At 72.6% G+C, this 24,196-nt stretch carries 27 protein-coding genes; 12 read left to right on the top strand and 15 right to left on the bottom strand.

What is annotated here, in order from left to right; genetic code table 11:
- Positions 1 to 43: 43 nt before the first annotated feature.
- The 3 genes from IW245_RS20465 to IW245_RS20455 are packed head-to-tail and all read left to right on the top strand — an operon-like array spanning position 44 to position 2,425.
- Positions 44 to 1,129: a right-handed parallel beta-helix repeat-containing protein gene (locus IW245_RS20465; RefSeq protein WP_197004783.1), complete on the top strand. Its 1,086-nt coding sequence runs from the start codon at positions 44 to 46 to the stop codon at positions 1,127 to 1,129.
- A 43-nt stretch (positions 1,130 to 1,172) separates the two neighbouring features.
- Positions 1,173 to 1,784, top strand: a complete 612-nt coding sequence (locus IW245_RS20460; RefSeq protein ID WP_197004782.1) for an RNA polymerase sigma factor — start codon at positions 1,173 to 1,175, stop codon at positions 1,782 to 1,784.
- A complete protein-coding gene (locus tag IW245_RS20455) occupies positions 1,784 to 2,425 on the top strand; it encodes a hypothetical protein (RefSeq protein ID WP_197004781.1) in 642 nt (213 codons plus the stop codon). Before IW245_RS20460 ends, IW245_RS20455 begins: the two co-directional genes overlap by 1 nt.
- Positions 2,426 to 2,818: 393 nt before the next feature.
- On the opposite strand, the gene IW245_RS20450 is transcribed toward IW245_RS20455, so the two are convergent.
- The 3 genes from IW245_RS20450 to IW245_RS20440 form a co-directional block, all read right to left on the bottom strand.
- Positions 2,819 to 3,550: a DUF7873 family protein gene (locus tag IW245_RS20450; RefSeq protein ID WP_197004780.1), complete on the bottom strand. Its 732-nt coding sequence runs from the start codon at positions 3,548 to 3,550 to the stop codon at positions 2,819 to 2,821.
- Positions 3,551 to 3,561: 11 nt separating this feature from the next.
- Positions 3,562 to 4,428 carry a phosphotransferase enzyme family protein gene (locus IW245_RS20445; RefSeq protein ID WP_197004779.1) on the bottom strand — a complete coding sequence of 289 codons (867 nt, stop codon included), beginning with the start codon at positions 4,426 to 4,428 and terminating at the stop codon, positions 3,562 to 3,564.
- A gap of 159 nt (positions 4,429 to 4,587) precedes the next feature.
- A complete protein-coding gene (locus tag IW245_RS20440) occupies positions 4,588 to 5,076 on the bottom strand; it encodes an ACT domain-containing protein (protein ID WP_197004778.1) in 489 nt (162 codons plus the stop codon).
- A gap of 90 nt (positions 5,077 to 5,166) precedes the next feature.
- Between IW245_RS20440 and IW245_RS20435 the strand changes: the two genes are divergently transcribed.
- Positions 5,167 to 5,898, top strand: a complete 732-nt coding sequence (locus tag IW245_RS20435) for an SDR family oxidoreductase (RefSeq protein WP_197004777.1) — start codon at positions 5,167 to 5,169, stop codon at positions 5,896 to 5,898.
- A 167-nt stretch (positions 5,899 to 6,065) separates the two neighbouring features.
- On the opposite strand, the gene IW245_RS20430 is transcribed toward IW245_RS20435, so the two are convergent.
- Positions 6,066 to 7,802, bottom strand: a complete 1,737-nt coding sequence (locus IW245_RS20430; RefSeq protein WP_197004776.1) for a DEAD/DEAH box helicase — start codon at positions 7,800 to 7,802, stop codon at positions 6,066 to 6,068.
- Between the two features lie 272 nt (positions 7,803 to 8,074).
- Here IW245_RS20430 and IW245_RS20425 point away from each other — a divergent pair, with 272 nt between their 5' ends.
- The 4 genes from IW245_RS20425 (at position 8,075) to IW245_RS20410 (ending at position 10,932) form a co-directional block, all read left to right on the top strand.
- Positions 8,075 to 8,560, top strand: coding sequence for a hypothetical protein (locus IW245_RS20425; protein ID WP_197004775.1), 486 nt, complete (start codon positions 8,075 to 8,077; stop codon positions 8,558 to 8,560).
- The gene (locus IW245_RS20420) at positions 8,557 to 9,003 is read left to right on the top strand and encodes a DUF2203 domain-containing protein (RefSeq protein ID WP_267920067.1); all 447 of its coding nucleotides are present in this window, start codon (positions 8,557 to 8,559) and stop codon (positions 9,001 to 9,003) included. The genes IW245_RS20425 and IW245_RS20420 overlap by 4 nt, the downstream gene beginning before the upstream one ends.
- A 123-nt stretch (positions 9,004 to 9,126) precedes the next feature.
- On the top strand, positions 9,127 to 9,924 hold the full coding sequence (locus IW245_RS20415) for an ATP-grasp domain-containing protein (protein WP_231398878.1): 798 nt from the start codon (positions 9,127 to 9,129) through the stop codon (positions 9,922 to 9,924).
- A 111-nt stretch (positions 9,925 to 10,035) separates the two neighbouring features.
- Positions 10,036 to 10,932 (top strand): ADP-ribosylglycohydrolase family protein, encoded by an 897-nt coding sequence (locus tag IW245_RS20410; protein WP_197004774.1) that lies wholly within the window; start codon positions 10,036 to 10,038, stop codon positions 10,930 to 10,932.
- A 4-nt stretch (positions 10,933 to 10,936) separates the two neighbouring features.
- Here IW245_RS20410 and msrB read toward each other — a convergent pair whose 3' ends face one another.
- Entirely contained in the window at positions 10,937 to 11,347 is a 411-nt protein-coding gene (gene msrB, locus IW245_RS20405; protein ID WP_197004773.1) for a peptide-methionine (R)-S-oxide reductase MsrB, read from the bottom strand.
- 39 nt (positions 11,348 to 11,386) lie between these two features.
- Here msrB and IW245_RS20400 point away from each other — a divergent pair, with 39 nt between their 5' ends.
- Positions 11,387 to 11,839 carry a hypothetical protein gene (locus IW245_RS20400; RefSeq protein ID WP_197004772.1) on the top strand — a complete coding sequence of 151 codons (453 nt, stop codon included), beginning with the start codon at positions 11,387 to 11,389 and terminating at the stop codon, positions 11,837 to 11,839.
- 22 nt (positions 11,840 to 11,861) lie between these two features.
- Here IW245_RS20400 and IW245_RS20395 read toward each other — a convergent pair whose 3' ends face one another.
- Positions 11,862 to 12,818, bottom strand: coding sequence for a helix-turn-helix domain-containing protein (locus tag IW245_RS20395; RefSeq protein WP_197004771.1), 957 nt, complete (start codon positions 12,816 to 12,818; stop codon positions 11,862 to 11,864).
- Between the two features lie 71 nt (positions 12,819 to 12,889).
- On the opposite strand from IW245_RS20395, the gene IW245_RS20390 reads away from it, so the two are divergent.
- On the top strand, positions 12,890 to 13,339 hold the full coding sequence (locus tag IW245_RS20390; RefSeq protein ID WP_197004770.1) for a rhodanese-like domain-containing protein: 450 nt from the start codon (positions 12,890 to 12,892) through the stop codon (positions 13,337 to 13,339).
- Positions 13,340 to 13,360: 21 nt separating this feature from the next.
- Here the strand turns inward: IW245_RS20390 and IW245_RS20385 are convergent, their stop codons facing one another.
- On the bottom strand, positions 13,361 to 14,197 hold the full coding sequence (locus IW245_RS20385; protein ID WP_197004769.1) for an aldo/keto reductase: 837 nt from the start codon (positions 14,195 to 14,197) through the stop codon (positions 13,361 to 13,363).
- A gap of 108 nt (positions 14,198 to 14,305) precedes the next feature.
- Here IW245_RS20385 and IW245_RS20380 point away from each other — a divergent pair, with 108 nt between their 5' ends.
- Positions 14,306 to 14,533 (top strand): DUF6289 family protein, encoded by a 228-nt coding sequence (locus IW245_RS20380; RefSeq protein ID WP_197004768.1) that lies wholly within the window; start codon positions 14,306 to 14,308, stop codon positions 14,531 to 14,533.
- On the opposite strand, the gene IW245_RS20375 is transcribed toward IW245_RS20380, so the two are convergent.
- The 8 genes from IW245_RS20375 to IW245_RS20340 form a co-directional block, all read right to left on the bottom strand.
- Complete coding sequence (locus tag IW245_RS20375) at positions 14,520 to 14,972, bottom strand: GNAT family N-acetyltransferase (protein WP_197004767.1); 453 nt, start codon at positions 14,970 to 14,972, stop codon at positions 14,520 to 14,522. The two genes, IW245_RS20380 and IW245_RS20375, sit on opposite strands and share 14 nt — an antisense overlap.
- Complete coding sequence (locus IW245_RS20370; protein ID WP_197004766.1) at positions 14,969 to 15,652, bottom strand: hypothetical protein; 684 nt, start codon at positions 15,650 to 15,652, stop codon at positions 14,969 to 14,971. Before IW245_RS20370 ends, IW245_RS20375 begins: the two co-directional genes overlap by 4 nt.
- Positions 15,637 to 17,139 (bottom strand): alpha/beta hydrolase, encoded by a 1,503-nt coding sequence (locus IW245_RS20365; RefSeq protein WP_197004765.1) that lies wholly within the window; start codon positions 17,137 to 17,139, stop codon positions 15,637 to 15,639. Before IW245_RS20365 ends, IW245_RS20370 begins: the two co-directional genes overlap by 16 nt.
- A 13-nt stretch (positions 17,140 to 17,152) precedes the next feature.
- Positions 17,153 to 17,356 carry a hypothetical protein gene (locus tag IW245_RS20360; RefSeq protein ID WP_197004764.1) on the bottom strand — a complete coding sequence of 68 codons (204 nt, stop codon included), beginning with the start codon at positions 17,354 to 17,356 and terminating at the stop codon, positions 17,153 to 17,155.
- 69 nt (positions 17,357 to 17,425) lie between these two features.
- On the bottom strand, positions 17,426 to 18,346 hold the full coding sequence (locus tag IW245_RS20355; RefSeq protein WP_307788900.1) for a DNA double-strand break repair nuclease NurA: 921 nt from the start codon (positions 18,344 to 18,346) through the stop codon (positions 17,426 to 17,428).
- Position 18,347: 1 nt separating this feature from the next.
- Positions 18,348 to 20,777, bottom strand: a complete 2,430-nt coding sequence (locus IW245_RS20350) for an AAA family ATPase (protein WP_197004763.1) — start codon at positions 20,775 to 20,777, stop codon at positions 18,348 to 18,350.
- Positions 20,777 to 21,907, bottom strand: a complete 1,131-nt coding sequence (locus tag IW245_RS20345) for an exonuclease SbcCD subunit D (RefSeq protein ID WP_197004762.1) — start codon at positions 21,905 to 21,907, stop codon at positions 20,777 to 20,779. Before IW245_RS20345 ends, IW245_RS20350 begins: the two co-directional genes overlap by 1 nt.
- Positions 21,908 to 22,009: 102 nt before the next feature.
- Positions 22,010 to 23,728 carry an ATP-binding protein gene (locus tag IW245_RS20340; protein WP_197004761.1) on the bottom strand — a complete coding sequence of 573 codons (1,719 nt, stop codon included), beginning with the start codon at positions 23,726 to 23,728 and terminating at the stop codon, positions 22,010 to 22,012.
- A 118-nt stretch (positions 23,729 to 23,846) separates the two neighbouring features.
- On the opposite strand from IW245_RS20340, the gene IW245_RS20335 reads away from it, so the two are divergent.
- A complete protein-coding gene (locus IW245_RS20335) occupies positions 23,847 to 24,170 on the top strand; it encodes a hypothetical protein (RefSeq protein ID WP_233473031.1) in 324 nt (107 codons plus the stop codon).
- Positions 24,171 to 24,196 lie beyond the last annotated feature (26 nt).

The raw sequence follows: 24,196 nt of genomic DNA, 5'->3' as shown, positions 1-24,196 counted from the left end.
CGGAGACGCGTCCACATCGGGGTCACCTGAGGAGTCACGCACCATGGAAGCCGACCAGCCCATCGATCCGGAACCGCCGGTCGAACCGCCGACGCACCACGCGCGGAAGAACCGGTTCGTCCGGATCGGCCTGATCACGCTCGCCGTCCTCACGGCGGCGGGCGTCCTGGCCGGCGTGGTGATGTACGCGACGGGGACGGAGAAGCCGACCCGCTTCCCGATCGCGGAGGGCTCGAAGAAGGCCGGGGCCGACGAGGAGGACCCGGGCGACCAGGGGGTGATCTCCACGGCGAAGCCGTCGGCGTCCCCGCTGCCGTCGCCCTCCGGCCCGGCCGTCAAACCCGACGGCCTCGGCTACTGGCCGTCACAGGCCACCACCGGCGTGCCCCCGGGCACGAAGCTCCGGCCGTCGGGCGACATCTCGGTGACCAAGTCCGGCACCGTGATCGAGGGCGTCGAGGTCACCGGCTGCATCGAGATCAAGACCAGCAACGTCACCATCCGCAAGTCCAAGATCAACGCCAAGGGCTGCGGGGTGAAGACGGATCTGGAGGGCACGTACAAGAACATCCTCATCGAGGACGTGGAGATCGACGGGCTCAACGACCTGAAGGTCATCATCCTGGGCTGGACCGGCTTCACCTGCCGGCGGTGCTACCTGCACGGCGCTTTCAGCGGCGCGCACCCCCGGTCCAACACCGTGATCGAGGACTCCTACATCAACACGGTGATCGAGGGCGGCTCGTCGGAGGGCCGGCACCTGTCCGGGATCGGCTTCCACGGCGGCTCGGGCATGGTGTTGCGGCACAACCGGGTCGAGTGCTCGGTGAGCGGCTGCTCGGCGGCCCTGTCGCTGTACGGCAACTTCGAGCAGGTCGCCAACGTCCTGGTGGAGGACAACTACTTCAGCGGCGGCGGCTACTGCGTGTACGCCGGCAGCCTGAAGAGCAAACCCTTCCCGCTCGCCATGAACACCAAGTTCTTCCGCAACGCGTTCGCCAAGACCGGCACCGGGGAGTTCCCCAAGTGCGGCCGGTTCGGCCCGGTGGTGTCCTACGAGGCCGGCAACGGCAACGAGTGGAAGGACAACTACTGGTTCGACGAGAAGAAGACGCCCATCGTCCTGTAGTGGGAACCGCCTACCGGCCAGCGGACAGGTGACCGGTGTGCAGATGAGTACGCGCGCCCGGGTGCGGGCCGGTGATCCGGCCGCGTTCGGGCAGCTCTTCGACGACCATGCCAAAAGTGTCTACAACCACGCGTTCCGGCTGACCGGCAACTGGTCGACAGCCGAGGACATCATGGCGCTGACGTTCCTGGAGGCCTGGCGGCTACGGTCCAGGGTGGAGCCCGAGGGCGACTCGCTGCTGCCCTGGCTGCTGGGCGTCGCCACGAACGTGGCCCGCAACACCTCCCGCGCCGCCCGCCGGCACAACGCCGCCCTCGCGCGGATACCACCGTCCCGGGCGGTACCGGACTTCGCCGAGGACCTGGTCGGCCGGATCGACGACGCCCACCGGGTCGCCGCGGTCCGCGCCGCGCTGGGCACCCTGCGCCGGGCCGAACAGGAGGTGTTCGCGCTGTGCGTGTGGGCTGGCCTGGACTACACGGCCGCCGCGCTCGCCCTGGGTTGGCCGGTCGGCACGGTCCGGTCCCGGCTGTCGCGCGCCCGGCGGAAGCTGCGGAGCATCCTCGGCGCCACCGGGGAACCCGGGCCCGGCCCCGGACAGGTAACAGGTGACCGCGACACCGCGGCCCGACCCGCCGAGGAGTTGACGCAGTGATGGACATGCCAGTCGAGCGCGAACTGCCCGGGGGCCGGCACGACGTTCTCCGGGAGTACCTGATGAACGAACTTCGCGAAGCCGGCCCGCCGCCCCGCCGGTCGATCCGCAGATTCGCCCTGGCCGGCGCCCTCGCCGCCGTCGTCGGCCTCGTGGTCACCCTGGGGCCCGCGTTTCTTGACGGGTCGGCCGTGACCCCGGCCTACGCGATCGACGTGCGCGGCGACTCCGTGACCGTGACACTGCGGCACTCCGGCGGCCGGTTCGACACCGCCCGGTTCGAACGGGAGATGGCCGCCGCCGGGATGCCGACCCGGGTCGTGGAGATCGGGCCGTGCGGGTACACCGCCGGCCGGGTGAGACAGTGGATGGTCAAGCAGCACCCGCCGGCGGCGGAACCGACAGCGGAACCGACGGCGCAGCGGACGGCGGAACCGACGGAGGGTCACCCCGGATCCCGCGACACGGCGCCCCTCAAAGTCACCGTTGGCAACGGCCGGGACACGACGTTCGAGGTCACCCGGGGTCGGCAGCCCGTTGGGCAGACCCTCGTCATGTTCCTTGCGGACGCCGGATTCGTCGGGATCGACTTCGAGACCCTGCCGGCCGGCTGGCGGCCGTGCACGGCCCTGAACAGGTGAATGGTGAAGCCCGGGGGTGTATCCAACCCCCGGGCCTCGCGTTGCCGCCCAATTGCTCACACCGGCACGTTTAAGATCACAGATCACGTTGAAGCAGTCGCGTCATGCCGTTAGACCACGCCCGCAGGAAGAGCGGGCAACGAGAGTTGAACTCGTATCTCGACTGCGGTCAGTCTGTGACCGGTTGATCCGATGTTCGGCGGCGAATACTGAATCTGGAGCGAGAGTCTGAGTTTGCGGGGCGGCTGCCTCTGCCATATTTGGGCCACTCCCGCGCGAGTGCGGGAGGGAGGACTCGAACCTCCACCTGTACCTTGCCCCATCAGTCTGAACGTCTCAGTTTCAGCTTGCGCTTCCGCGCACCCACGGCTCCCCGGAGGTGTCTGACCTCGGCTACCGGAACAGGTAGCCGAAAACCTTGTCGCCCGTGCTGCGGTCGGTCACCTCGGTGTTGTTGGCCTCCTCGCGGGCGAACTTGACCGCCTGCTGGAGCTTCTCCACCCGCTCGAGGAGTTCGGCGACCCGCTTGGCGGGCAGCGCGCCGGAGAACTTGACCGTCGTCCAGTAGCCGATGGCGATGTCCTCGTAGTAGACCTCGACCTGGGCCGGGTGCTTCTCGGTGGCCTCGGCCTTCACGTGGTTGCGGGGCACCTTCTTCGTCCGGATGGTGCGGACCGGCTCGGTGGACCAGCAGTCGGCCGAGTCGTTGAACACCCAGGACTCCGCGGCGTCGAGCACCGGCAGCTTCTTCACGAACGTGTGCAGGTCGGTGAGCTGCTTCTCCAGGAACAGCAGATACGTCACCGGCACGTCCGAAAGGAGAACCCGCTCATCCACCACGACGTCGGCGCGGGCCACGCAGTTCGTGGCGTCCTTCGAGGCTGTCACGTCGAACAGCTTGGTGAGCCCGACCCCGACCTGGCGGAGCACGTCCTCGGCCCGGGTCTGGACCTTCGTGGACTCCGGCGGCAGCTGCTCGCCCTCCTCATCCTTCGGCTGGTAGCTGCGCGAGATGCCGGACAGCAGGGCCGGCTTCTGCACAGCGTGGTGCGCCTCGGTGAGTTCGTGGAAGGACTTGCTCTTGACGCCCTTCTCGACGGCGATGATCTGGTTCAGCTTTGCCATGGTCGCAGAGCCTAGGTGATCGAGAACTCCGACGGCAAAACCATTTCGTCCAACCGGTCGACCACCTCGTCCAGAGTGGACTGATCCAGTCGCCACCGGCCGGCCCGCCACACCACGCTGCTCATGGCCCGCAACAGGGTCAGCGCCGGCACCACCGCCAGCTCCCCGTCCGTGAGGTCCACGATGGACCTGTACCCCTCGAGAAAGCCCGGCCCGCACTGCGACATGCCGGCGACCAGATCGTTGACCCGCAGGTCCAGCCCGGCGATCTCGAAGTCCAGCACCGCCGAGACCCGGCCGCCGTCGAACAGCACGTTCCCCGGCGCGATATCCAGATGACAGATCTGCACCGGAAGATCCATTCTCAGGTACGCCGCGTCCGTCTCCGCCGCGCGCCGGTCCAGCACGTCCAGCCCGGGATGCGGACCGCAGGCGGCCCGCAGGTCACCGACCAGGGCCTCGACATCCGGCACCGCCGGGTGGATCGCCCCCAGCGGCACCCGCCAGTCGGTCGGGGCCAGCGTGGGGTCCAGCGTGCCCAGGACGGCGTCCAGTTCGCCGAGCGCGGCCCCCAGCGCCTCCCCGGCAGCGCCGCGCCTGCCGGCCGTCCCCGGCAGGTACTCGAACAGCGCCGCCGGCCCCGCAGCCGTCTCCAGCACGGGCCCGACCGGCGTCGGCACCCGGAAGGACAGCCCCGCCGACCCCAACGCCGCGAGCAGCCGGTGCTCGGCGAGCACCCGGTCGAGGCCGAGATTCTGGTAGACCCGCAGCACGTACGTGTCGTCCAGGATCCACACGGTGTTGTTGGTGCCCTGCTCGGGCCGGTGCGCGGACCGCACGGACACCCCCCAGCCACGCGCGAGCTCCACCGGATCCATCCGCCCAGGCTAGGCCCCCACGGGCGCGCTCCGCACGCCCTTTCCCCGGCGCACCCCGGAGCCCGTCCCCACCCCGAGCCGGTGATCAACTACACGTTGTTGCGGACTTCGGGCCCCGGAAAAGTGCACGACCGTGTAGTTGATCACCGGGGGGAGGGCTCAGGCCGGGTTTGCTGGTGCCGGCGCTTCGTCGAACAGCCCCGCCAACGCCGGCTCGACGTGCGTGCCCAACCCGCCGCGCGCCGTGATCGCCCCGACCAGCACCGCCCCGGTGACGTCGAACGGCGCGACGACCAGGAACTCGTCGATCACCTTGTCGCCCAACGGATGCACCTGGATGGTGAGGATGTTGACGTCCAACTCCGCCAGCCCCGTGCACAGCGCGGCCAGCCGGCCCGGGGAGTCGGCGACGGTGGTCCGGATCCGCCACAGGGTGTCCCCGGTCGCCGCCGGGGTCCGGGGCGCGCGGACGTGCCGGTGCGCCCACCAGCGGTGCGCGGCCGAGCACACCACGAGCGCGGCGGCGAGTCCGACGAGGATGAGGGAGCCGTGCTGACCGTGTCCCAGGGCTCCGGCGAACACGTCGGCCACGGCGACCGCCGCGAACAGGGCGGCAAGCTCGATCAGGTCCTTCGACAGTGTCTTCATGCGCCACAGCCTGATCACCAACCGTTACGGCTGTGCTGTTCCCCTGTGACGATCATGTAGCGGATTCCTACTTCCCGGTACGGTCGGAGCATGACTGATCTTGTGACCGTGGTGACCGGTGGCAGCCGGGGGATCGGGGCGGCCACCGTCCGCAGGCTCGCGGGCGAGGGGCACGCCGTCGTGTTCGGCTACCGCACGGACGAGGCGGCGGCGTCCGCGCTCGTGGCCGAGGTCCGGGCCGGCGGGGGCAGGTGCGTGGCGGTGGCCGGCGACACGGTGGACGAGGCGGACGTCGCGCGGCTGTTCGCGGCGGCCGCGGCGTTCGGCCCCGTCACCGGGCTCGTCAACAACGCCGGCGTCACCGGCCCGCTCGGTCCGCTCGTCGACCAGACGGCGGAGAACCTGCGCCGGGTCGTGGACGTCAACGTGGTCGGATACCTGCTGTGCTGCCGGTACGCCGCCCGGACAATGCGGCCGGGCGGCGCGATCGTCAACGTGTCCTCCGCGGCGGCCACCCTGGGCAGCCCGGGGGAGTATGTGCACTACGCCGCCTCCAAGGCCGCCGTCGACACGATGACGATCGGGCTGTCCAAGGAACTCGGCCCGGCCGGCATCCGGGTCAACGCCGTGGCCCCGGGCACCGTCTACACCGACATGCACGCGACGGCCGGGGACGCCGGGCGCGCGGACCGGATCGGCGCGGCTACCCCGCTGGGCAGGTCCGGGCAGCCGGAGGAGATCGCGGCGGCCATCGCGTGGCTGCTGGGCCCGGACGCCTCCTACACGACGGGCACGGTCCTGCGCGTCTCCGGAGGACGCTGACCCGTCCGCCCTGACTCCGGCGAGCCCCAGAAGACCTGACCGCCACGGTGGCGTGCGTGATTGGGCGGCCCCGGGTGGCCGTCGGATGCCGGGTCGGGCCCCACCGTAGCCGTCAAAAAAAGCGCCGCCGGCAGGTCAGTGACCCGCCGGCGGCGCCCGGTGAAATCTCAGCTGCCGGCGCGCCGACCGCCGCCCGCGCGGGACTGCGTCGAGAACGCCACGATCCCGGCGTTGCGGGCCGGCGAGGCTGCCGGCGAACCGCCCCGGCGCGGCGACGGCACACTCCCGGTGGCCGCACCCGAGGCGCGGCCCCGACCGGAACCGGCGGCCCGCCCGGCACCCGCCGAACGACCGGCGCCCTCGGCGCGAGGAGCACCGTCACCCCGGCCGGAACCGGCGGACCGGCCAGAACCGGCCTGACCACCCTGACCGGAACCACCCGGACCGGAACCACCCTGACCGGCACCGCCACGCCCACGCCCTGAGCCGGCACCCCGGCCGGAGCCATCGCCCCGACCAGCGGCGCGACCGGCGTCATCGCCACGACCGGAACCCCCGGCGGCCCGCCCGGAACCGTCGCCACGGCCACCACGGCCGGCGCCCCCGGAGCGACCCCCGCGCCCGGTGTTGCCGCCACCGCCGCCACCGTTGGCGCGGATGGCCTCCGCCGACATCGCCACCCCCACGGCCGCCTCGGACGGCTCGACGAACACCCGCTCGCCCGGGGCCAGTTCCTGCAACAGTGGGTGACCCGGGCTCAGCCGGGTCGTGGTCGGTGTGATGCCGGCCTTGCGGGTCAGGTCGCGGACATCGCTGACCTGCTCGTTCGTCATCAGGGTGATCACGGTGCCGGAGTTGCCGGCCCGCGCGGTCCGCCCGGAGCGGTGCAGGTACGCCTTGTGCTCCACCGGCGGATCCGCGTGGATCACCAGGGTGACGTCGTCCACGTGGATGCCGCGCGCCGCGATGTCGGTGGCGACCAGGGTCTTCGCCGAACCGTCGGAGAACGCCGCGAGGCTGCGGGTCCGGGCGTTCTGGCCCAGGTTGCCGTGCAGCTCGACGGCCGGCACGCCGGCGGCGTTGAGCTGCCGCGTCAGGGTCTTCGCCCCGCGCTTGGTCCGGGTGAACACCATGGTGCGGCCCGGGGCGGCGGTCAGGTCCGCGAGGATCGGCAGCCGCTCCTCCTTGCGGATGTGCAGCACGTGGTGCGTCATGTCGACGACCGGCGACTGGGCCGAGTCGACGCTGTGCGTGATCGGGTTGCTGAGGAACCGCTTGACCAGGACGTCGATGCCGCCGTCGAGGGTCGCGGAGAACAGCAGCCGCTGACCCACCCGGGGGGTGGCGTCCATCAGCCGGCGGACGACGGGCAGGAAGCCCAGCTCGGCCATGTGGTCGGCCTCGTCCAGGATCGTGATCTCGACGGCGTCGAGGTGCACGTTGCCGGTCTGCAGGTGGTCGGCGAGCCGGCCCGGGCAGGCGACGACGATGTCGACCCCGGCCTTCAGCGCCTTGATCTGCGGGCCCGCGCCGACGCCGCCGAAGACGGTGAGGGTCCGCAGACCCATCGCCTTCGCCAGCGGGGCGAGGGTGGCGTCGATCTGGGTGGCGAGCTCGCGGGTCGGCGCCAGGATCATCGCCCGCGGCCGGCCGGCGCGCCGCGGTGTGCCACTGGCGGCCAGGCGGGCCATCAGGGGCAGCGCGAACGCGTACGTCTTGCCGGAGCCGGTCCGGCCCCGGCCGAGCACGTCGCGCCCGGCGAGGGAGTCGGGCAGCGTGGCGACCTGGATGGGGAACGGCGAGAGGATGCCGTTGTCCTCGAGCACCTTGACGAGCGGCGCGGGTACGCCGAGCTCGGTGAAGGTGGCGTCGGTTGAGGTGGTGATGGGGCGGCTAGCCGCCATGGGAACTCCGAACGTCGAAGGGTCGTCCTGCCCGGCGCAGACCTCGTAGGTCGCGGCGCGTGGTGGGCGACATGAGAATCGGTCCGCGGCAGAACCGGGCGGACCACGACCCAGTCTACGCTATGCGCCCAGGTCAGCCGGATGGGTTCCTGGTCACGGTGAACGTGTCGTGGATCATCCGCGTTCGGTCGCCGGTGGCGGAATTGCCCCGGTGTGATGCGCGCCACCGCCCGCCGGCGGTGGCGCGCGGGGCCCCGTGCGATCCTGGGCGGATGGACAAGCCCTGGCAGTACCTGCCCCCGCGGGCCCGCGCGATAGCCACGGCGGCGACCGAGGGGGTCGAGGCGGCCAGGGCGGGGGACCCCGAGGCGTTCGGGGCGGCGGCCGGCCGGCTGGCGGAGTTCAACCCCGAACAGATCAGACTGGTACTCGGCGCCGTCGTCCGCGCCCTCCTTGAGGACCAGCACGCCGACGGCCTGACCGGCGACGACGTCCAGGCGGCGCTCGGCAGATGTGTCCGCTCGGCGATAGCCTGGTTCCCGGACCTCGACGTGAACGTCCTCATCGTCCTCGTGACCGGCGCCCTCGGCGTGCACCCCGAGGAGGGCGAGATCGCGGCACCCGCCCCGCTCGCCGTCGCCCAGCACGCGACCCTCCTGGTGTCCGATCTGGTCACCGCCGCGGACCGCCCGCTGCACGGTTACCTCGCCGCGTCCCTCGCCGAGATCGCCCGCGCCGAGACCATGGAGATGCCGTGACGAACCCGCCCACCGGGGACCCCACCGACCCGTCCGGCGGTCCGTCCGACGACGGGCCCCTGGACCCGTCGGGAGGCGTTCCGGAGCCGGGGCCGGTGACGCTGGGCGAGGCCCGCCGGATCCTGGCCGGCCTGCTGCCGCACATCCACAACCTGATCGCGCTGCGCGCCGACTTCGCCGAACTCCAGGCCGACCTCGCCGCCGACGGCACGAGCCCGCTCGGCGGCCTGGCGGAGGCCAAGAGCCTGGAGGCCCGGTTGTTCGCGACCGTCGAGCACCTCGCGGCGCACGGGGCCCAGGTCAAGGGCTTCGCCCCGGTGTTGTTGGACTTCCTCGGCGAGCGCGACGGCCGGCCGGTGCTGTGGTGCTGGCTGGAGGGCGATCCGGACATCTACTGGTACCACCGCCAGGACGCCGGCTTCGCCGCCCGCCGCCCGGTCTGACCGGGCCGGTCGTCAGCCGTTCCTGGGCGAGCCGTGATCCGAGGTCCTGGACCGACCGGGCAATTCCGGCGACGTGGTCGCTGCCAGCTGCCATGATCGGGGCTCGCACGGGAGGGCGGCCACATGGCGACCACGATGGTTTTCCCGCCGAGGCTGACAGCCTCGGCGGAACAGATCCGAGTTGCGGCCGGGAACCGGGGCCTCACGCCGGTCCAGCTCGGCCCCGACTGGCGGCTGCCCGCCGACCTGCTCGGTCGCGTCGTGCATCTGCACGCTGGCCCGACATTCGCCGACGCGGTCCGCGCCGGGGTGGACGTGGCCCCGCTGGAGGCGCCCCCGGGTTGGCTCGCGGGTCTGCCACAGGAGTTCCTGCGCCGCGAGGTGCGCCTGATCCCGATCAGTGAGGCGCACACACTGCGCCGCCCGGTCTTCGCCAAGTCGCCGAACGACAAGAGCATCACCGCGATGGTGTATTCCGACGGCACCCGCCTTCCAGGCTCCGACGCCGTCGACCCGTTCACACCCGTGCTGGTCAGCGACCCGGTCGACGTGGTGGCGGAGTTCCGGCTGCACGTGCTCGACGGCGCGGTGCGCACGGGCAGCCAGTACGGCGACGACGGGGTGCTGCGGATGGCCTCGCTGGCCGGCCACCCCCGGGAGGCCGAGGTGCGCGCCTTCGCCGCGGACCTGCTCGCCGACCAGGCCGCCGCGCTGCCGTCCGCGATCGTCCTGGACGTCGGCACGGTGCGGCCGCTGTCGGGCGGTCCGGCCGGGTGGGCGGTGATCGAGGCCAACGCCGCCTGGGCCGCCGGCTGCTACGAGGCCGACGTCGACAGCGCCCTGGACGTGATCCTCCGCGCCGCCGGCCCGTCAGAGGACCTCTCTGACCACGACCGCCGGTTCGTGCGACCTCCCGGATAGCGCCGCCGGCCGAGGTGGCCCCGGTGGTACCGGTCGACTCGCGATCGGGTTGTCCGTATGTTCAGGACTTTTCGGTGGCGGCCGGTAGACGTTGGGCGGGATCATGTCCGGATGATCAGCAGACGGGCGGCCGCCGGGTACTCGATGAGGGGTCTCGCGTTGGGGGACGCGTTCGGGGAGACGTGGTTCCGTCGGCCCGTGGACAGCGTGGAGCGGGAGATCCGGGAGCGTCGGCTCTCACCGGGACCGTGGCCGTGGACGGATGACACCGCGATGGCCCTGCCGCTGCTGCGCATGCTCGACGAGGACGGCGCCGTCGACCAGGACCGGTTGGCGCTGGCGTTCGCGAACACCTACGACGCGGATCGCGACCGGGGATACGGTCCGTCGATGCACCGGGTGCTGCGGGAGATCGGCGAGGGCGAGCCGTGGCGGGCGGTCACGTCCCGTCAGTTCGGTGGGCAGGGTTCGTGGGGCAATGGCGCGGCCATGCGGGTGGCGCCGCTGGGCGCCTGGTTCGCCGACGACCTCGCCGAGGCAGCCCGACAGGCCGCCGAGCAGGCGAGGGTGACGCACGCCCACCCGGAGGCGGTGGCGGGCTCCGTCGCGGTCGCTCTCGCGGCGGCCCTGGCCGTCCTCGGACTGCCCTCGGACCAGCTCATCGCGACCGTGGCCGCCCACGTGGAGGACGGCGAGGTGGCGTCGCGACTCCGCCGGGCGGTCGGGATCCGGCCGGTGGTCGACCCACGGCACGCCGCCGCGGTACTCGGATGCGGGCTGCAGATCTCCGCGCCCGACACGGTGCCGTTCGCCATCTGGTGCGCGGCCCGGCACCTGGACGACCTGCACGAGGCACTGTGGGCGACTGCTTCGGCCGGTGGGGACGTCGACACGACCTGTGCCATCGTCGGCGGGATCGTCGCCGGCAGGACGGGGCTGACGGGGATCCCCGACGCGTGGACGACGGCCGCCGAGCCGTTGCCGGGATGGCTCACCCACCTGACCTGAAGGGCTACTCTGCGGGTTCCAGGGTCAGGCTGATGGAGTTGATGCAGTAGCGCTGGTCGGTGGGGGTGTCGTACCCCTCGCCCTCGAACACGTGCCCCAGGTGCGAGTCGCAGTGCGCGCAGCGCACCTCCACCCGCTTCATCCCCAGCGTGGTGTCCTCCAGCAGCTTCACCCGGTCCTCGGCGAGCGGCGAGAAGTAGCTCGGCCAGCCGCAGTGGCTGTCGAACTTCGTGTCGCTGCTGAAGAGCTCCGTGCCGCACGCGCGGCACCGGTACACCCCGATGGTCTTCGTGTCCGTGTACTCCCCGACCCAGGGCGCCTCGGTGCCGGCCTCGCGGAGCACCCGGTACTCCGCCGGGGTCAGGCGCTCGCGCCACTCGGCCTCGGTCGTGGGCAGTTCGCTGTGCTCGGTCATGACACCAACCGTATGCGATCCCCGATCGTTAATCCTTACGTGTTGGTGAGCTATCGGCCCGGTTGGAAGCAGACCCTGTGCCGCACGGCGTTCCGGACCGCGCTCAGCGGGGCCGGCTTCGCGATCCTGGTACTCCTCGGCGCGCCCGGCTGGCTGCTGGTCCTCGCTCCGGTGGCGGCCGTCGTGGCGCTCGCCGCCGGCCTGGTGCTGCACAGGTCGCTGGGGGTGGTGGCCGACGAGGCGGGGCTGCGGCCGACGACCGGGCCGCGCCGGGTGCACGTGCCGTGGGGGCGGATCGTGGACATCCGGGCCGAGCGGCGCGGCGGGGCGACGGTACCCGTCGTGTATTGGGACTCCGGTGCTGCCTGGCGGCTGCGGGCGCCCTATGACGGGTGGGGGTGCGCGCGGGATCCGGAGTTCGAGCAGAAGATCTTCGCGCTGCGCAACCTGTGGGAGACCCGGCGCGCCTGGGTCCGGGCCGAACAACCCTGACCCCGGGCGGGTCGCGAGGACCCTAGCCGCGGAACGCCCGCCGGTATCCCGAAGGCGACGTCCGCAGCGCCTTGGCGAAATGGTGCCGATAGGTGACGGGCGACTCGAACCCCACCGCCGTCGCGATCTCCTCCACCGGCAGGTCCGGGCTCTCCAGCATCGGCAGGCTCGCCGCGATCCGCTGCCCGATCAGCCACCGGATCGGCGGCACCCCGACCCGGGCGGTGAACCGCCGCTGGTACGTCCGGGGCGCCAGGTGCGCGGCCCGGGCCAGGTCCGCCAGCGTCAACGGCGACGCCAACCGCCCCAGCGCCCACGCCATCGACTCGGCGATCGGGTCGCCCACCTCCGGCTCGGCGACGGCCGCCTCGATGAACTGGGCCTGCCCGCCGTCCCGGTGCGGCGGGATGACCAGCCGGCGGGCGACCGTGTTGGCGATCCGGGCGCCGTGGTCGCTGCGGACCAGGTGCAGGCACACGTCCAGCCCGGCGGCGCTGCCCGCCCCGGTGATCACGCCGCCGTCGTCGACGTAGAGCACGTCGGGGTCCACGGCCACCAGGGGATAGCGGCGGGCGAGCAGGTCCGCGTACCGCCAGTGGGTGGTGGCGCTCAGGCCGTCGAGCAGCCCGGCGCCGGCCAGCGCGAACGCCCCGGAACAGATCGACACCAGCCGGCCCCGCACGGCCCGCAGTGCGGCGACCAGCGCGGGGGACGGGTCGCCGTGCACCGAGGCCACCCCGGGGATGATCACGGTGTCGGCGCTGGTCAGGACGTCGAGGCCGTGCTCGGCGACGAGGCCGAAGCCGCCGACCGCGCGCAGCGGCACGCCGGGGGTCTCCGCGCACACGTCGAGGGTGTACCAGGGCACGTCCAGCTCCGGCCGGGGCAGCCCGAACACCTCCACGACGACGCCGAACTCGAACGGCGTCATGCCTTCGTAGACCAGGACGGCGACCCGGTGCGGCTTCGCGACCATCATGGCGGAATCTTAGCGGTACCAGGCACCCGCGCCACTATTTCGGCCGGCCCCCGCCGGGCAGGCTGGGACGCATGACAACGGTTACCGAGATCCCCGCCGCCGACCCGACCACCGCCTTCGCCCACTTCGCCGGCAAGCTCTCCTTCGAGACGGACCCGGCCGACGTCGCGTACGCCCTGAAGGCCGGCGACGCCGACTTCGTCCTGATCGACACCCGGGCCAAGGGCGCGTACACGAAGTCGCACGTCCCCGGCGCGGTCAACGTCCCCGAGGGCGGGATCACCGCCGCGTGGCTCGCGGAGCTGCCGGCCGACAAGCTCCTGGTCACGTACTGCTGGGGCCCGGCCTGCAACGGCAGCACCAGGGCGGCGATGCGGATCGCGGCGCTCGGCCGCCCGGTGAAGGAGATGATCGGCGGCTACGAGTACTGGGTCCGCGAGGGCTGGCGGACCGAGGGCAAGCGGCCCCTGGACGCGCGGGTGGACACCCCGAAGCCGACCGACCTCGGCCTGTTCTGCTAGCCGGGCGACCCCGCTCCGCCGTCAGCCGGCGAGCGCAGCCATCGCCGTGTACTCCTCGTCGGTGAGCCGCACGGCCTCCGCGCCCATGTTCTCCTCCAGGTGCGCCACCTTCGACGTCCCCGGGATGGGCAGCATCACCGGCGAGCGGCGCAGCAGCCACGCGAGAGCCAGCTGGACCGGCGTCGCCTCGTGGTTCCGCGCGATCTCCTCGAGCGGGCCACCGGGTCGGGCCAGGTTCCCGGTCGCGATCGGGAACCACGGGAAGAAGCCGATCCCGTGCTTCTCGCAGTGGTCGACGACCGGCTCCCAGCCCCGTTCGACCAGGTTGTACATGTTCTGCACGCTCACGATCGGCACGATCTCCCTGGCCCGTTCGATCATCTCGACGTCGACCTCCGACAGCCCGACCTGCCCGATCTTGCCCTCCTGGCGCAGGTCGGCCAGCTCGCCGAACTGGTCCTCGGCCGGCCGGGTCGGGTCGACCCTGTGCAGCTGGTAGAGGTCGATCCGCTCCAGCCTCAGCCGGCGCAGGCTGTCCTCGACCTTGCGCCGCAGGTCGTGGCCGTTCATAACCCAGCGCCCCGGGGCCGGCCGGGTGAAGCCGCCCTTGGTCGCGATGACCAGCCCGTCCGGGTACGGGTGCAGTGCCTCGGCGATCAGCTCCTCGGAGACCCCCGGCCCGTACGAGTCGGCCGTGTCGATCAGATTCACCCCGAGGTCGACGGCGCGGCGCAGCACGCGGACCGCCTCGTCGTGGTCGTCCGGAGGGCCCCAGACGCCGGCGCCGGTGATCTGCATGGCCCCGAACGCGAGCCGGTGGACCGTGTGCTCGCCGCCGAGCACGAACGAAGATGTCATGCCGGAGACGATACCGGTCCGTACCCGTCAGGAATCGATGTTGCTCATTGACGTGGGGTCCGTCCGGCGCGAGGATGGCGGCACTCTCCGTCCAGAAAGGACTCAGCCATGATCCGTCGTGCAATGCTCGTGGGCGCGCTCGTCGTCGCAGGCCTGACCGCCACGGCCATCCCCGCCCAGGCCATCCCCGTGGGCCCGTCCATGGTCGTCTGGGCCTACTTCTCCGACTCCTCGAAGACCCAGCTCGTCGGCCAGGTGTGGTCCGCCGGCTGCGGGCCGGCCGGTTCCTGGGGCACGACGTCCGGCTACCGCACCATCTACTTCACGGCCTGCTGAGCGACAGCTTCATGCCCTCGTGGCTGGCCACGAAGCCGAGGTCCGTGTAGAACCGCTGCGCGTCGGTCCGTGACTTGTCCGTGGTCAGCTGGACCAGCGCGCAGCCGTGTTCCCGGGACGTCTCGATCAGCCAGGTGAACAGCCGCCTGCCGAGGCCGCCGCCCCGCCGGTCGGACCGGATCCGGACCGCCTCGATCAGGGCGCGTTCCGCGCCCTGCCGGCTGATCCCCGGGATGAAGGTGAGCTGCGCGCAGCCGATCACCTCGCCGTCGTCGTCCACGACGATCAGCCGGTTGCGCGGGTCGGCGTCGATGTCGGCGAACGCCTTCTCGTGCCGGGCGTCGACCGTGCCGGTCTCCCTGCGCGCGCCGAGCGGGTCGTCGGCGAGCAGGGCGAGAACGGTGGGCAGGTCGTCCCGGGTGGCGTCGCGGAAGATCATGGGCCGATCCTACGGTCCATGATCGCTTCGGTGGCCTCGAGGACCTGCCACCACCAGGACACGGCCCGGTAGCGGTGCTCGGCGGCCAGCGCGCCGAGGGCTCCGGCGTCGAGGCGGCCGGCCCGGTCGGCGGCCTCCGTGACCAGGCTGGTGGCGGCCAGTGCCCGTTGCGGGGTCAGCAGGGGGTTCGCCCAGGCCCGGCTCGCGAACAGGGCGCGCAGCATGGTCACGGCCCCGTCGAGCGCGTCGGGCGGCAGGGATCCGGTGCTGTCGGCGGGCAGCGGCTCCCAGTCGCCGGCGGGGGTGCGGTGCTGCGGGCGGGCCTCGGTGGGCAGGGACGCCGCGAGGATCCGGCCGATGCCCACCAGGTCGAACGTCTCCGCCTCGGAGTCATCCGCAGCGACGGCGCGCACGGCCCCGACGCCCGCTCCGGGAACATCGGTCCCGCGCGTCGAAAGGCCTTCGTCGGGAACTCGTGCTGCAGGTGCCGAACCACCCGCGCGGGGAGCGTCCGCCGCGACAGGATGCGCGGCGAAACCCGGGACCGTCGCCAGGTGCGCCGCGAGGTCCTCGCCCGACGCGAACAGGTACACCCGCTCCGGGCCGCCCAGGAAGTCCCGCCCCGACCACAGCGCGTGCCCCGGACCGGCGGGCAGCCGCAGGATCAGGTGGCGGGGCATACCGTCCCCGCCGGCGGCACCACCAGATCGATCAGATACCGGTCGACGGCCTCCACGACACACCGCGTGTTCGGGTACGCCGTGTGCCCGTCCCCGTCCCAGGTCAGCACCCGCCCGGTGCCCAGCAGCGTGGCCAGCGCCGCCGTCTGCTCGTACGGGGTCGCCGGGTCGCCCCGGGTCCCCACCACGAGCAGCGGCGGAGCCCCGGTGGCCGGCCCGGCGCTGAACGGATCCCGGCCGCCCGGCCAGTACGTGCAGGTCAGCAGCCCCAGGGCCAGGTTCGCCCCGAACAGCGGGTACTTCGCCCGCCACTGGCCCTGCAACACCCGGACCTGCTCGGCCGTCGGGTCCTTCGCGGAGTCCGCGCAGTTCACCGCGGTGTTGGCGTCCAGCAGGTTGGAGTAGTGGCCCTGGGCGTCGCGGCCGTAGTACCCGTCGGCGATCCGGAACACCCGGGCCGGGTCGCCGTCGCGCACGTCGGCCAGCGCTGCGGCCAGTTGGGGCCACTCGTCGCGCTGGTACAGCGAGCCGACGATCGCCAGGAAGATCCAGCCGCTGGTGGCCTGCCGGGTGCCGCTCGTCGCCGGCCGGGCGCGCGCGGCGGCGAGGATCCGGTCCGCCGTCGCCCGGGCGTCCGGACCGACCGGGCATGTCGAGGCGCCCGCCGTCGCGCACCACGCGGCGAAGTTGGTGAAGGCCAACTCGAAGCCGGCGGCCTGGCCCTCGGCGGAGGCGACCGGGTCCTTGCCCGGGTCCACGGCCCCGTCGAGCACCGCGGCCCGGATCGTCGTGGGGTACCGGTGCGCGTACACCGCGCCGAGCAGGGTGCCGTAGGAGTAGCCGAGGTAGGTGAGCTTCGGATCGCCGACGGCCAGCCGGATGGCCTCGATGTCCTGGGCGGTCTGCTGCGTCGAGAACGCCCTGAGGGTCGCGCCGTACTTCGCCCCGCACACCTCCCCGATCCGGCGGAACTGCCCGGCCACCTCGGCGAACTGCGCGTCGGTCACCGGGTCGGGGTCCGCCCCGATCGCCGCGTCCTTCTCGGCGTCCGGGATGCACTCCACCGGGGTGGAACGGCCCACACCGCGCGGGTCGAACCCGACCACGTCGAACCGCTTCAGCAGCTCGACGGGTACCGCGCCGGCGAAGTAGGTCGCGTAGTCGATGCCGGAGGAGCCCGGGCCGCCTGGGTTGAGCACGAGCGACCCGATCCGGTTCTCCTGGCCGGTGCGCCGGGCCCGGACCAGCGCCAGGTCCAGGGTGGCCCCTGCGGGCCGGGCCCAGTCCTGCGGCACGGCCAGGGTGGCGCAGTCGAGGACGGTGTTGGCGGACACCCGCAGCCCCCGGCACGGCGACCAGGCCAGCCCCCTGGCGGCGGTCGTGCCGGCGGGGGCGGGTTGCGTCCACCGGCTCTTCGGGCCCGTGCAGCCGGCGAGGGCCGCCGTCAGGACGAGCAGGACAGCGATACTTCTTTTCCCCGTGGACATCCCCGCAACGGTATCAGCGCAGCGGGTCCCTGCCAGTCACGTCGAGGACGAGTCGCCGCAGGTCGGCCAGGTCACCGGGCGGTGGTGGGTACACGCCGGTGAGGACCTGGGCGAGACAGTCGGACTCGGCGGCGTCGAGCGGCACCTGCCACCGGCGACCGTCCGTTCGAACATCAAGGAAATGGCCGTGATTGTCGTGATGCACAAAGGCGTACATGAATGTGACCTCCCAAATTGGAAAACGAGAACATCTCCAGGGAGGTGACGGGTGTGGGCACAAGTGGCACTACGCCACGGCGAGTCGCAACGACCGGTGCAGCAGTCGCGCGTCGCCGAGCAGCGCCCGCAGTCGCCGTTCGAGGCCGCCGATCGGCAGCAGGTTCTGCGGGGCGCGCGGATCCTTGTACGGACTCGACGCCAACCGGGGCAGCGTCACCGCCGACAGGTCCGCCAGCGCCACCGCCTCGGCCACGGACAGCTCCGCCGGGCACTCGACCCGCACGACGCCGGCCCAGGGCGCGCCGTCCCCGCCCGGGAGCTGCACATACCAGCTCAGCCGGGGGAACGGACTGCCCAGCCGGAAGATCGGCGTGCGCTGCCCGGACTCGAGCACGTTGACGACGGAGGTGTGCGCGGGCGGCAGGTACTGCGCCCGGTGGGTCTTGATGTACCCCAGCACCCGGGGCAGCGAGGACCGGCCCTGCAACGGACCGTCCACGATCAGCAGGTCGTGGTCGGCGCCGGCCTGCTGGGCGACCCGGATCTCCAGCTCGCGGAGCTTGGCCTGGATGCCGGCGTCGAGCTTGGCCGGGTCGTCGCTGCCGATCGGCACCGAGATGTACGTCGCGCCGCGCACCGGCACGGCCGCGAGCCGTTCGGCGGTGAACAGGGCGCGCTCCACGAGCGGGGTGTCCAGGGTCGCGCTGCCGGCGGCGAGGTCGCACGTGACGACCCCGGCGGCGTAGGACGCGGCGACTCCGAGGCTCGGCGGGCCCGGTTCGCCGGAGTCGAGCCAGACCCGGGCGTCGATCCGCCGGACCCCGTCGACCAGGCGGATCAGCCGGGCCTCGGCGACCGTGCCCGGGGTGACCGGTCGCCAGTCGGACATCTCGACATCCGTTTCGACCTCGGTCTTGCTGGGGGAGCGGTCGTCCCCGGACAGCGAGGTCCCGTAGCCGGGGTCCCAGGTGTCGACGTGCATCCTCATGTCAGGCCACCCGCTCCACATAGGCGCTCCGCGCGTCCTTGCGCACCTCGTAGCGCACCGGGATCCGTTCCGCCAGCGCCGGCACGTGGGTGACGACCCCGACGAGGCGGTCCCCGCGCGCCGCCAGGTTCTCCAGCGTCGCGGCGACCATGTCCAGGGTAGCGCCGTCGAGGGTGCCGAACCCCTCGTCGAGGATGATCGACCCCAGGGTGGTGGCGTTGCTGGACATCCCGGCGAGACGGTCGGACAGCGCCAGGGCCAGGGCCAACGACGCCTGGAACGTCTCGCCGCCGGACAGGGTCCGCACCGCGCGCTGCTGTTCGGCGTCGTGGTGGTCGACCACGTAGAACTCGCCCTTGTCGTGGCCCAGCTCGTACTGGCCGGAGGACAGCTCCATCAGCAGCGCCGACGCGCCGTCGACGAGCTGGTCGAGGGCCTCGGCGAGCAGCCAGCGCTTGAAGTTGTTCGCGTTGAGGTGCTGCGCCAGGGCCTTGGCGACCGTGGCGTCGCGCTGGTGGCCGTCGCGCTGTTCGCGCAGCCGGGCGGCACGCTCGCGGGCCTCGGTGAGGTTCGCCAGGACCGCGGACGCCCGCTCGACGGCGACGGCGGCGTCGCGGACCGGGTTGCCGGTGCGCGGCGCGTCGGCGGCGGCGAACAACGCGTCGATCGCCGACCGGGCCCCGGTCAGCGCCCCGGCGGCACCGCGGGCGGCCTCCGAGGCCTCGTCGCGGGCGGCCCGCAGCGCCGTGGCCCGGTCGGCGGCCCAGTCGGCGAGCGCGGTCCACGAGCCGGCCAGGTCCTCGCGGTCGGCGGCGGGCGGCCCGAGGACGGACAGCCCGTCGCGGACCCGGTCGTAGCCTGCCCAGGCGCGTTGGAGGGCGGTGCGCGCGGCGTCGAGCTCGTTGCCGCAGGTCAGACGGTGCCTGCGCAGGGCGCGCAGCTCGGTGCCGGCCGCGTCGAGGCGCTTGGCCAGGTCGTGGGCCGCCGCCAGGCTCGCCGCGACCTCCACCCGGTCGGGTTTGCCGACGAACCAGGCCGTGGCCCGCTCCAGGCGGCTGCGGGCCTCGTCGAGTGTGGTCCGGGCCGCCGCCTCCTCCCGGTCGGTGTCGCGGTGCCGGCGCAGGGCGGACTCGTGGCCGCCGCGGGCCGTGGCCACGTCCCGCTCGGCGGCGGTCAACCGCACATTCTCCGGTACGCCGGGCACCTCCTCCACCGCGCGCAGGCACACCGGGCAGTCGTCGCCGACCCGCAGGTGGCCGCGCAGGGCCGCGGCGAGTTCCTCGGTGCGGGCCGCGTCCCGGGCCGCCTCCGCTCCCGCCAACGCCCGTGCGGACTCCTCCACGGTGGAGCTGGCGGCGGCGTGCGCGGCCACGGCGAGCGTGAGCGCCGCGGCGTGCCGGTCGATCTCGGCGGGGATCTCGTCGGCCCGCTCGTACGCGTCGAGGAGTTTGGCCAGGCCCGCCGGGTCGCCTGCGGTGTCCCGCTCGCGGAGCAGCGCCAGCTCTGCGGCCTCCGCCCCGGCCACCTCCGCGTCGACGCGCGCGACCGCCTCGAGGGCGTCCCGTGACCGTGCGCCATGTGCGGCCGTGTCGGCCGGGGCCGTGACCGCGCCGATGGTCCGGAGCTGGTCCTCGGCGGCGCGCAGGGCCTCCGCCGAGTCCCTGGCCGCGGTCTCGGCCAGGGCCAGCGCCGGCAGCGCGGCGTCCACCTCGGCGGCGAGCCGGCACAGCCGGTCGAGCCGGTCCTGCTGCTCGGCGAGCGCCTCGTCGGTCGGCACCCCGTGGGTGAGCTGCTGGTCGATCACCTCGAGCCGGGCCGTCGCGTCGGAGGCGACCTTCGCGGCGCGTTCACGGACGTCGTCGTAGACGCCCAGGCCGAGCAGGTTGACCAGGATCTGCTGCCGGCTCGCCGGGCTCGCGTGCAGGAACTCGGCGAACGCGCCCTGCGGCAGGATCACGCACGTCACGAACTGCTCGTACGGCAGCCCGACGGCCTTCTCCACCGCGGCGTCCATCTCGCTGGGCGAGCCGGCGAGCACGTCCCCGAGCTGCTCGGCGTCGAGGCCCGAGTCCAGGGTGGACAGGTCGAAGTCGGGGTGCAACCGCTCCAGGCCGGCGTGTTTGGTCTGCGGGGCGCCGGCCTTGCCGACCCGGCGCACGACCCGGCTGGCGACGTAGCGCTGGCCGCCGGACTCGAACACCAGGCGCACCCGGGCCTCGGCGGCTGACGGGCCGAGCACACCGCCGACCCCGCCGCGCTTGCCGGAGCGGGGCACCGTGCCGTACAGGGCGAAGCAGATCGCGTCCAGCAGGGTGGACTTGCCCGAGCCGGTGGGCCCGACCAGGGCGAACAGGTCCGCGCCGGTCAGGTCGAGGGTCGCGGGCTCCCGGAACACCGTGAATCCGGCGATGTCGAGGCGCAGCGGACGCATCAGTGCATCTCCGTGTAGATCTTGTCGAAGAGCTCCGCGACCGCCGGGTCGTCGTGGCCGGCCTCGGTGAGGTAGCTGGAGAACAGCTCCTTGGCACTCCGCCCGGACCGCACGGCCCGCTCGGCCCGGCGCGCGTCGGCGAGCATGGCCGGGTCGACCCGGATCTCCAGCGCGTTCGGCAGGAACGACTGGGCCTCCTCGCGCAGCCCGGCCCGGGGCTTCTCGCTGACATAGGCCCGCAGCCAGGCGTCCCCGGTGTCCAGGGCGCGCAGCTCCTCCAGGGTGCCCCGCACCGTGCGCAGCTCCCGGGCGCTCCTGATCGGCACCGAGCGCACCTTCGCCGGGGTGTCCGGGGAGACCTCCACGAGGATGGCGGACGGCTGGTTGTCGGCCTCGCCGAAGTCCACCGCGAGGGGGCTGCCGGAGTAGTGCACCCGGGTCGGGCCGGCGACCTGCTGGGTGCGGTGCAGGTGGCCGAGCGCCACGTAGTGCGTGCTGGTCGGGAAGACGGCCGTCGGCACCGCGTACTGCGCCACGGTGTGCGCCTCGCGCTCCCCGCCGCCCATCCGGCCGCCGACCATGGTCAGGTGCGCGGTGAGCAGGTTCACCGAGTCGCCGGTCTGGTCCTTGGTCAGCTCGCGGACCAGGCGGGCGACGTGGTCGGCGTACAGCTGGTCGGCCTCGGCGGAGGTCAGGTCGAACATCTCGGTGGCCCGGATGGCGTACCGCTGCGACAGCCAGGGCAGGGCGACACACCGCCACGGTTCCCCGCCGTCGGTGATGCCCGTGATCGCCAGGTCCCGGCTGATGATCCCGCGCATGGAGATACCGGCCGCCTCGGCCCAGCTGCGGTGCGCCTCCAGTGCCGCGCCGTTGTCGTGGTTGCCGGCGATGGCGACGACCGCCCCGGCGTTGCGTCGCAGTGCGGACAGCGTCCGGACGACCAGCTTCTGGGACTCGGCGCCCGGCGCGGTGGTGTCGTAGAGGTCACCGGCCACGATGACCAGGTCGGGGTGTTCGGCCGCGCACAGCTCGACGAGTTCGTTCAGTACCCGGATGTGTTCGTCGGTTCGAGCGTTGCCTTTCAGGACCTTTCCGACATGCCAGTCGGAGGTGTGCAGGATCCTCACGTCCACACCTCCGGTTCGCTCATGTGTGCCATCGTGCCCCATCGGCACTGATCATCACGGGCAGGCACGCCGGTGAGCGATCCATTCGATGTGTACTGATCCCTAGAACGGGATGTCGTCCAGGCTGTCCCCGGCGAGAGCGAACGGGTCGGTGCCCTGGGTCACGGAGCGTTGCGCGGCCACCGGCAGCGCCCCGGCCTCGCTCGGCCGGGTGGCCCACGACGGGAACGGGAACTCCACGACCAGCGGCACCGGGATCTCCGGCTGGGCGACGAACATCGTCCCCGGCTTGGCCAGCAGCACCCGCTGGCGCTGCGAGGCCGGCAGGAAGCCGTACTCCGGCCGGGACGCCTCCGCCGGGTCCAGCCGGCCGACCACCCGCACAGCCGAGTTGCCGACGATCCGGCGCTCGACCTCGCTGGCGGTCTGCTGCGCGCCGATCAGGATCACGCCCAGTGACCGGCCGCGCTCGGCGATGTCGAGCAGGATCTCCTTGATCGGGCTCGTCCCGTCCCGGGGCGCGTACTTGTTCAGCTCGTCGAGCACCACGAACTGCAACGGCTTCGCCGAGCCGGCCTTCTCCTTGCGCTCGAACTCCGTCCGCAGCGTGACGCCCACCACGAACCGCTGCGCCCGGTCGGGCAGGTTGTGCAGGTCCACGACGCTGACCTGCGCCTCGGACGTGTCGATGCTGTGCTGGCGGCGCGGCAGGTCGCCCCGGATCAGCCGGCCGAGGTCCTTCTTGCTGCCGATCAGCCGGCGGCTGAACGCGTTGACGGTGCCCAGGCCCACGGCCTGCCCGCCCCATGTGACCCGGGTCTCCTCGTCGGCGAGCTGTGCCGTGACGTAGTCGACCAGGTCCTCGTACGTGTTGAGCCGCTGGCCGTCGACGACCACGCCGCCGTCGGCCGGGGTGGCGACCTTGGCCAGGTGCGCCGTGACCTGGTGCACCACCATCGTGTACTGCTGGCGCTCGTCGTCGGCGTCGGCGAACACGAACGGCAGCAGCCGCAGCGCGCAGAAGTCCGCGAGGGTCCAGTAGAAGGCGTCCACGCCCGTGGTCCGGCACGCCACGTCCGGGGTGCCGGCCGCGGACCCGGCGCGCGGCGGAGCGAACACGGCCACCGACCGGAACGGCCCGGCCGGCATGCCCAGCTCGGCGTACTTCGCCCGGGTGTCGTCGTCGAGCTTGGAGTTCGGGTGGTCGAGGAGCAGCAGGTCCTCGCCCTTCACGTTGAAGATCAGCGCCTTGGTGTTCGCCGCCTCCGCGCCCAGCACGCCGGAGTGGAACACCGAGTAGAGCAGCCAGGTTGCGAAGCTGGTCTTGGTCGCGACGCCCGAGATGCCGGAGATGGAGACGTGCGCTCCCCGGGTACCGTCGAGGAAGTCCGCGTTGAGGAACACCGCCGCCCCGTCCCGCCCGAGGCCGAGCGGGATCCGGCGCTCCATCCGGTCGAAGTACAGCGCGGAGGCCCGCTCGTCGCCGGTGGCCCGCATCACGGCGCTGCCCGGGCGCGGCGGCACGTACACCTCCGGCTCGACCCGGGTGGTGGTCACCTCGGCGGCCTCCTGCACCTCGGCGGGCAGCTGGCCGGCGGAGATGGCGAACACGTCCGACTCGAACTGCGCGCCCTCGTGCCGGGCCCGGACCTGGGTGACGACGCCGGAGATCGCGACCGGTTCGCGGCCGGGCACCTCGCGCCGGGTCACCACCACATCGTCCAGCTGCAGGTACGCCCCCGGGCGCACCGCGACCCAGAAGGCCAGGGGAGTGGCGTCCACCGTACCGAGCACGAGGCCAACGGGATCGCTCTGCGTCATGTGCCCCATCGTGCCCTACGGGTGCGACGGCCACCGCCGGGCCGGCCGAATCGGGCGCTCCCGCCTCCTTGGCCCATCACGCTCAGTAACCTACCGGTCGTCACCTACTCTGGAGCGCGTGAAGACACGTGGAAACGTCGCCGCCGCCCTACTGGCCCTCTTCCTGACCGTCCCAGCGCTCGCCGCGTGCGGCTCCGACGGGGCCAAGACGAGCTGCAGCCTCAACTCGTGCACGGTCACCTTCGACCGGGGCGTCGAGGCGACGACCAGCATCCTGGGCATCGAGGTGAAGTTCGTCGGCGTGAACAACGGGCAGGCGACCCTGTCGGTGGCCGGCGAGGAGGTCTCCATGCCGGTGGCGCAGGAGAAGGACGTCGCCGGGTTCAAGGTCACGGTGCAGAACGTGTCCGACACCGAGGTGGTCGTGCAGATCGCCCGCTGACCCGTGTGACCAGCCCGTGACAGTAC

It is taken from the genome of Longispora fulva (genome assembly GCF_015751905.1).
In the GTDB taxonomy this organism is placed as follows: Bacteria; Actinomycetota; Actinomycetes; order Mycobacteriales; family Micromonosporaceae; genus Longispora; species Longispora fulva.
Note: the sequence above shows the minus strand (reverse complement) of the source record. Positions and strands in the feature narration are given on the sequence as shown.

Coding starts and splice junctions, on each gene's coding strand:
- IW245_RS20465 (WP_197004783.1), top strand. CDS start 44: ATGGAAGCCGACCAGCCCATCGATCCGGAACCGCCGGTCGAACCGCCG.
- IW245_RS20460 (WP_197004782.1), top strand. CDS start 1,173: ATGAGTACGCGCGCCCGGGTGCGGGCCGGTGATCCGGCCGCGTTCGGG.
- IW245_RS20455 (WP_197004781.1), top strand. CDS start 1,784: ATGGACATGCCAGTCGAGCGCGAACTGCCCGGGGGCCGGCACGACGTT.
- IW245_RS20450 (WP_197004780.1), bottom strand. CDS start 3,550: ATGGCAAAGCTGAACCAGATCATCGCCGTCGAGAAGGGCGTCAAGAGC.
- IW245_RS20445 (WP_197004779.1), bottom strand. CDS start 4,428: ATGGATCCGGTGGAGCTCGCGCGTGGCTGGGGGGTGTCCGTGCGGTCC.
- IW245_RS20440 (WP_197004778.1), bottom strand. CDS start 5,076: ATGAAGACACTGTCGAAGGACCTGATCGAGCTTGCCGCCCTGTTCGCG.
- IW245_RS20435 (WP_197004777.1), top strand. CDS start 5,167: ATGACTGATCTTGTGACCGTGGTGACCGGTGGCAGCCGGGGGATCGGG.
- IW245_RS20430 (WP_197004776.1), bottom strand. CDS start 7,802: ATGGCGGCTAGCCGCCCCATCACCACCTCAACCGACGCCACCTTCACC.
- IW245_RS20425 (WP_197004775.1), top strand. CDS start 8,075: ATGGACAAGCCCTGGCAGTACCTGCCCCCGCGGGCCCGCGCGATAGCC.
- IW245_RS20415 (WP_231398878.1), top strand. CDS start 9,127: ATGGCGACCACGATGGTTTTCCCGCCGAGGCTGACAGCCTCGGCGGAA.
- IW245_RS20410 (WP_197004774.1), top strand. CDS start 10,036: ATGATCAGCAGACGGGCGGCCGCCGGGTACTCGATGAGGGGTCTCGCG.
- msrB (WP_197004773.1), bottom strand. CDS start 11,347: ATGACCGAGCACAGCGAACTGCCCACGACCGAGGCCGAGTGGCGCGAG.
- IW245_RS20395 (WP_197004771.1), bottom strand. CDS start 12,818: ATGATGGTCGCGAAGCCGCACCGGGTCGCCGTCCTGGTCTACGAAGGC.
- IW245_RS20390 (WP_197004770.1), top strand. CDS start 12,890: ATGACAACGGTTACCGAGATCCCCGCCGCCGACCCGACCACCGCCTTC.
- IW245_RS20385 (WP_197004769.1), bottom strand. CDS start 14,197: ATGACATCTTCGTTCGTGCTCGGCGGCGAGCACACGGTCCACCGGCTC.
- IW245_RS20380 (WP_197004768.1), top strand. CDS start 14,306: ATGATCCGTCGTGCAATGCTCGTGGGCGCGCTCGTCGTCGCAGGCCTG.
- IW245_RS20375 (WP_197004767.1), bottom strand. CDS start 14,972: ATGATCTTCCGCGACGCCACCCGGGACGACCTGCCCACCGTTCTCGCC.
- IW245_RS20370 (WP_197004766.1), bottom strand. CDS start 15,652: ATGCCCCGCCACCTGATCCTGCGGCTGCCCGCCGGTCCGGGGCACGCG.
- IW245_RS20365 (WP_197004765.1), bottom strand. CDS start 17,139: ATGTCCACGGGGAAAAGAAGTATCGCTGTCCTGCTCGTCCTGACGGCG.
- IW245_RS20360 (WP_197004764.1), bottom strand. CDS start 17,356: ATGTACGCCTTTGTGCATCACGACAATCACGGCCATTTCCTTGATGTT.
- IW245_RS20355 (WP_307788900.1), bottom strand. CDS start 18,346: ATGAGGATGCACGTCGACACCTGGGACCCCGGCTACGGGACCTCGCTG.
- IW245_RS20350 (WP_197004763.1), bottom strand. CDS start 20,777: ATGCGTCCGCTGCGCCTCGACATCGCCGGATTCACGGTGTTCCGGGAG.
- IW245_RS20340 (WP_197004761.1), bottom strand. CDS start 23,728: ATGACGCAGAGCGATCCCGTTGGCCTCGTGCTCGGTACGGTGGACGCC.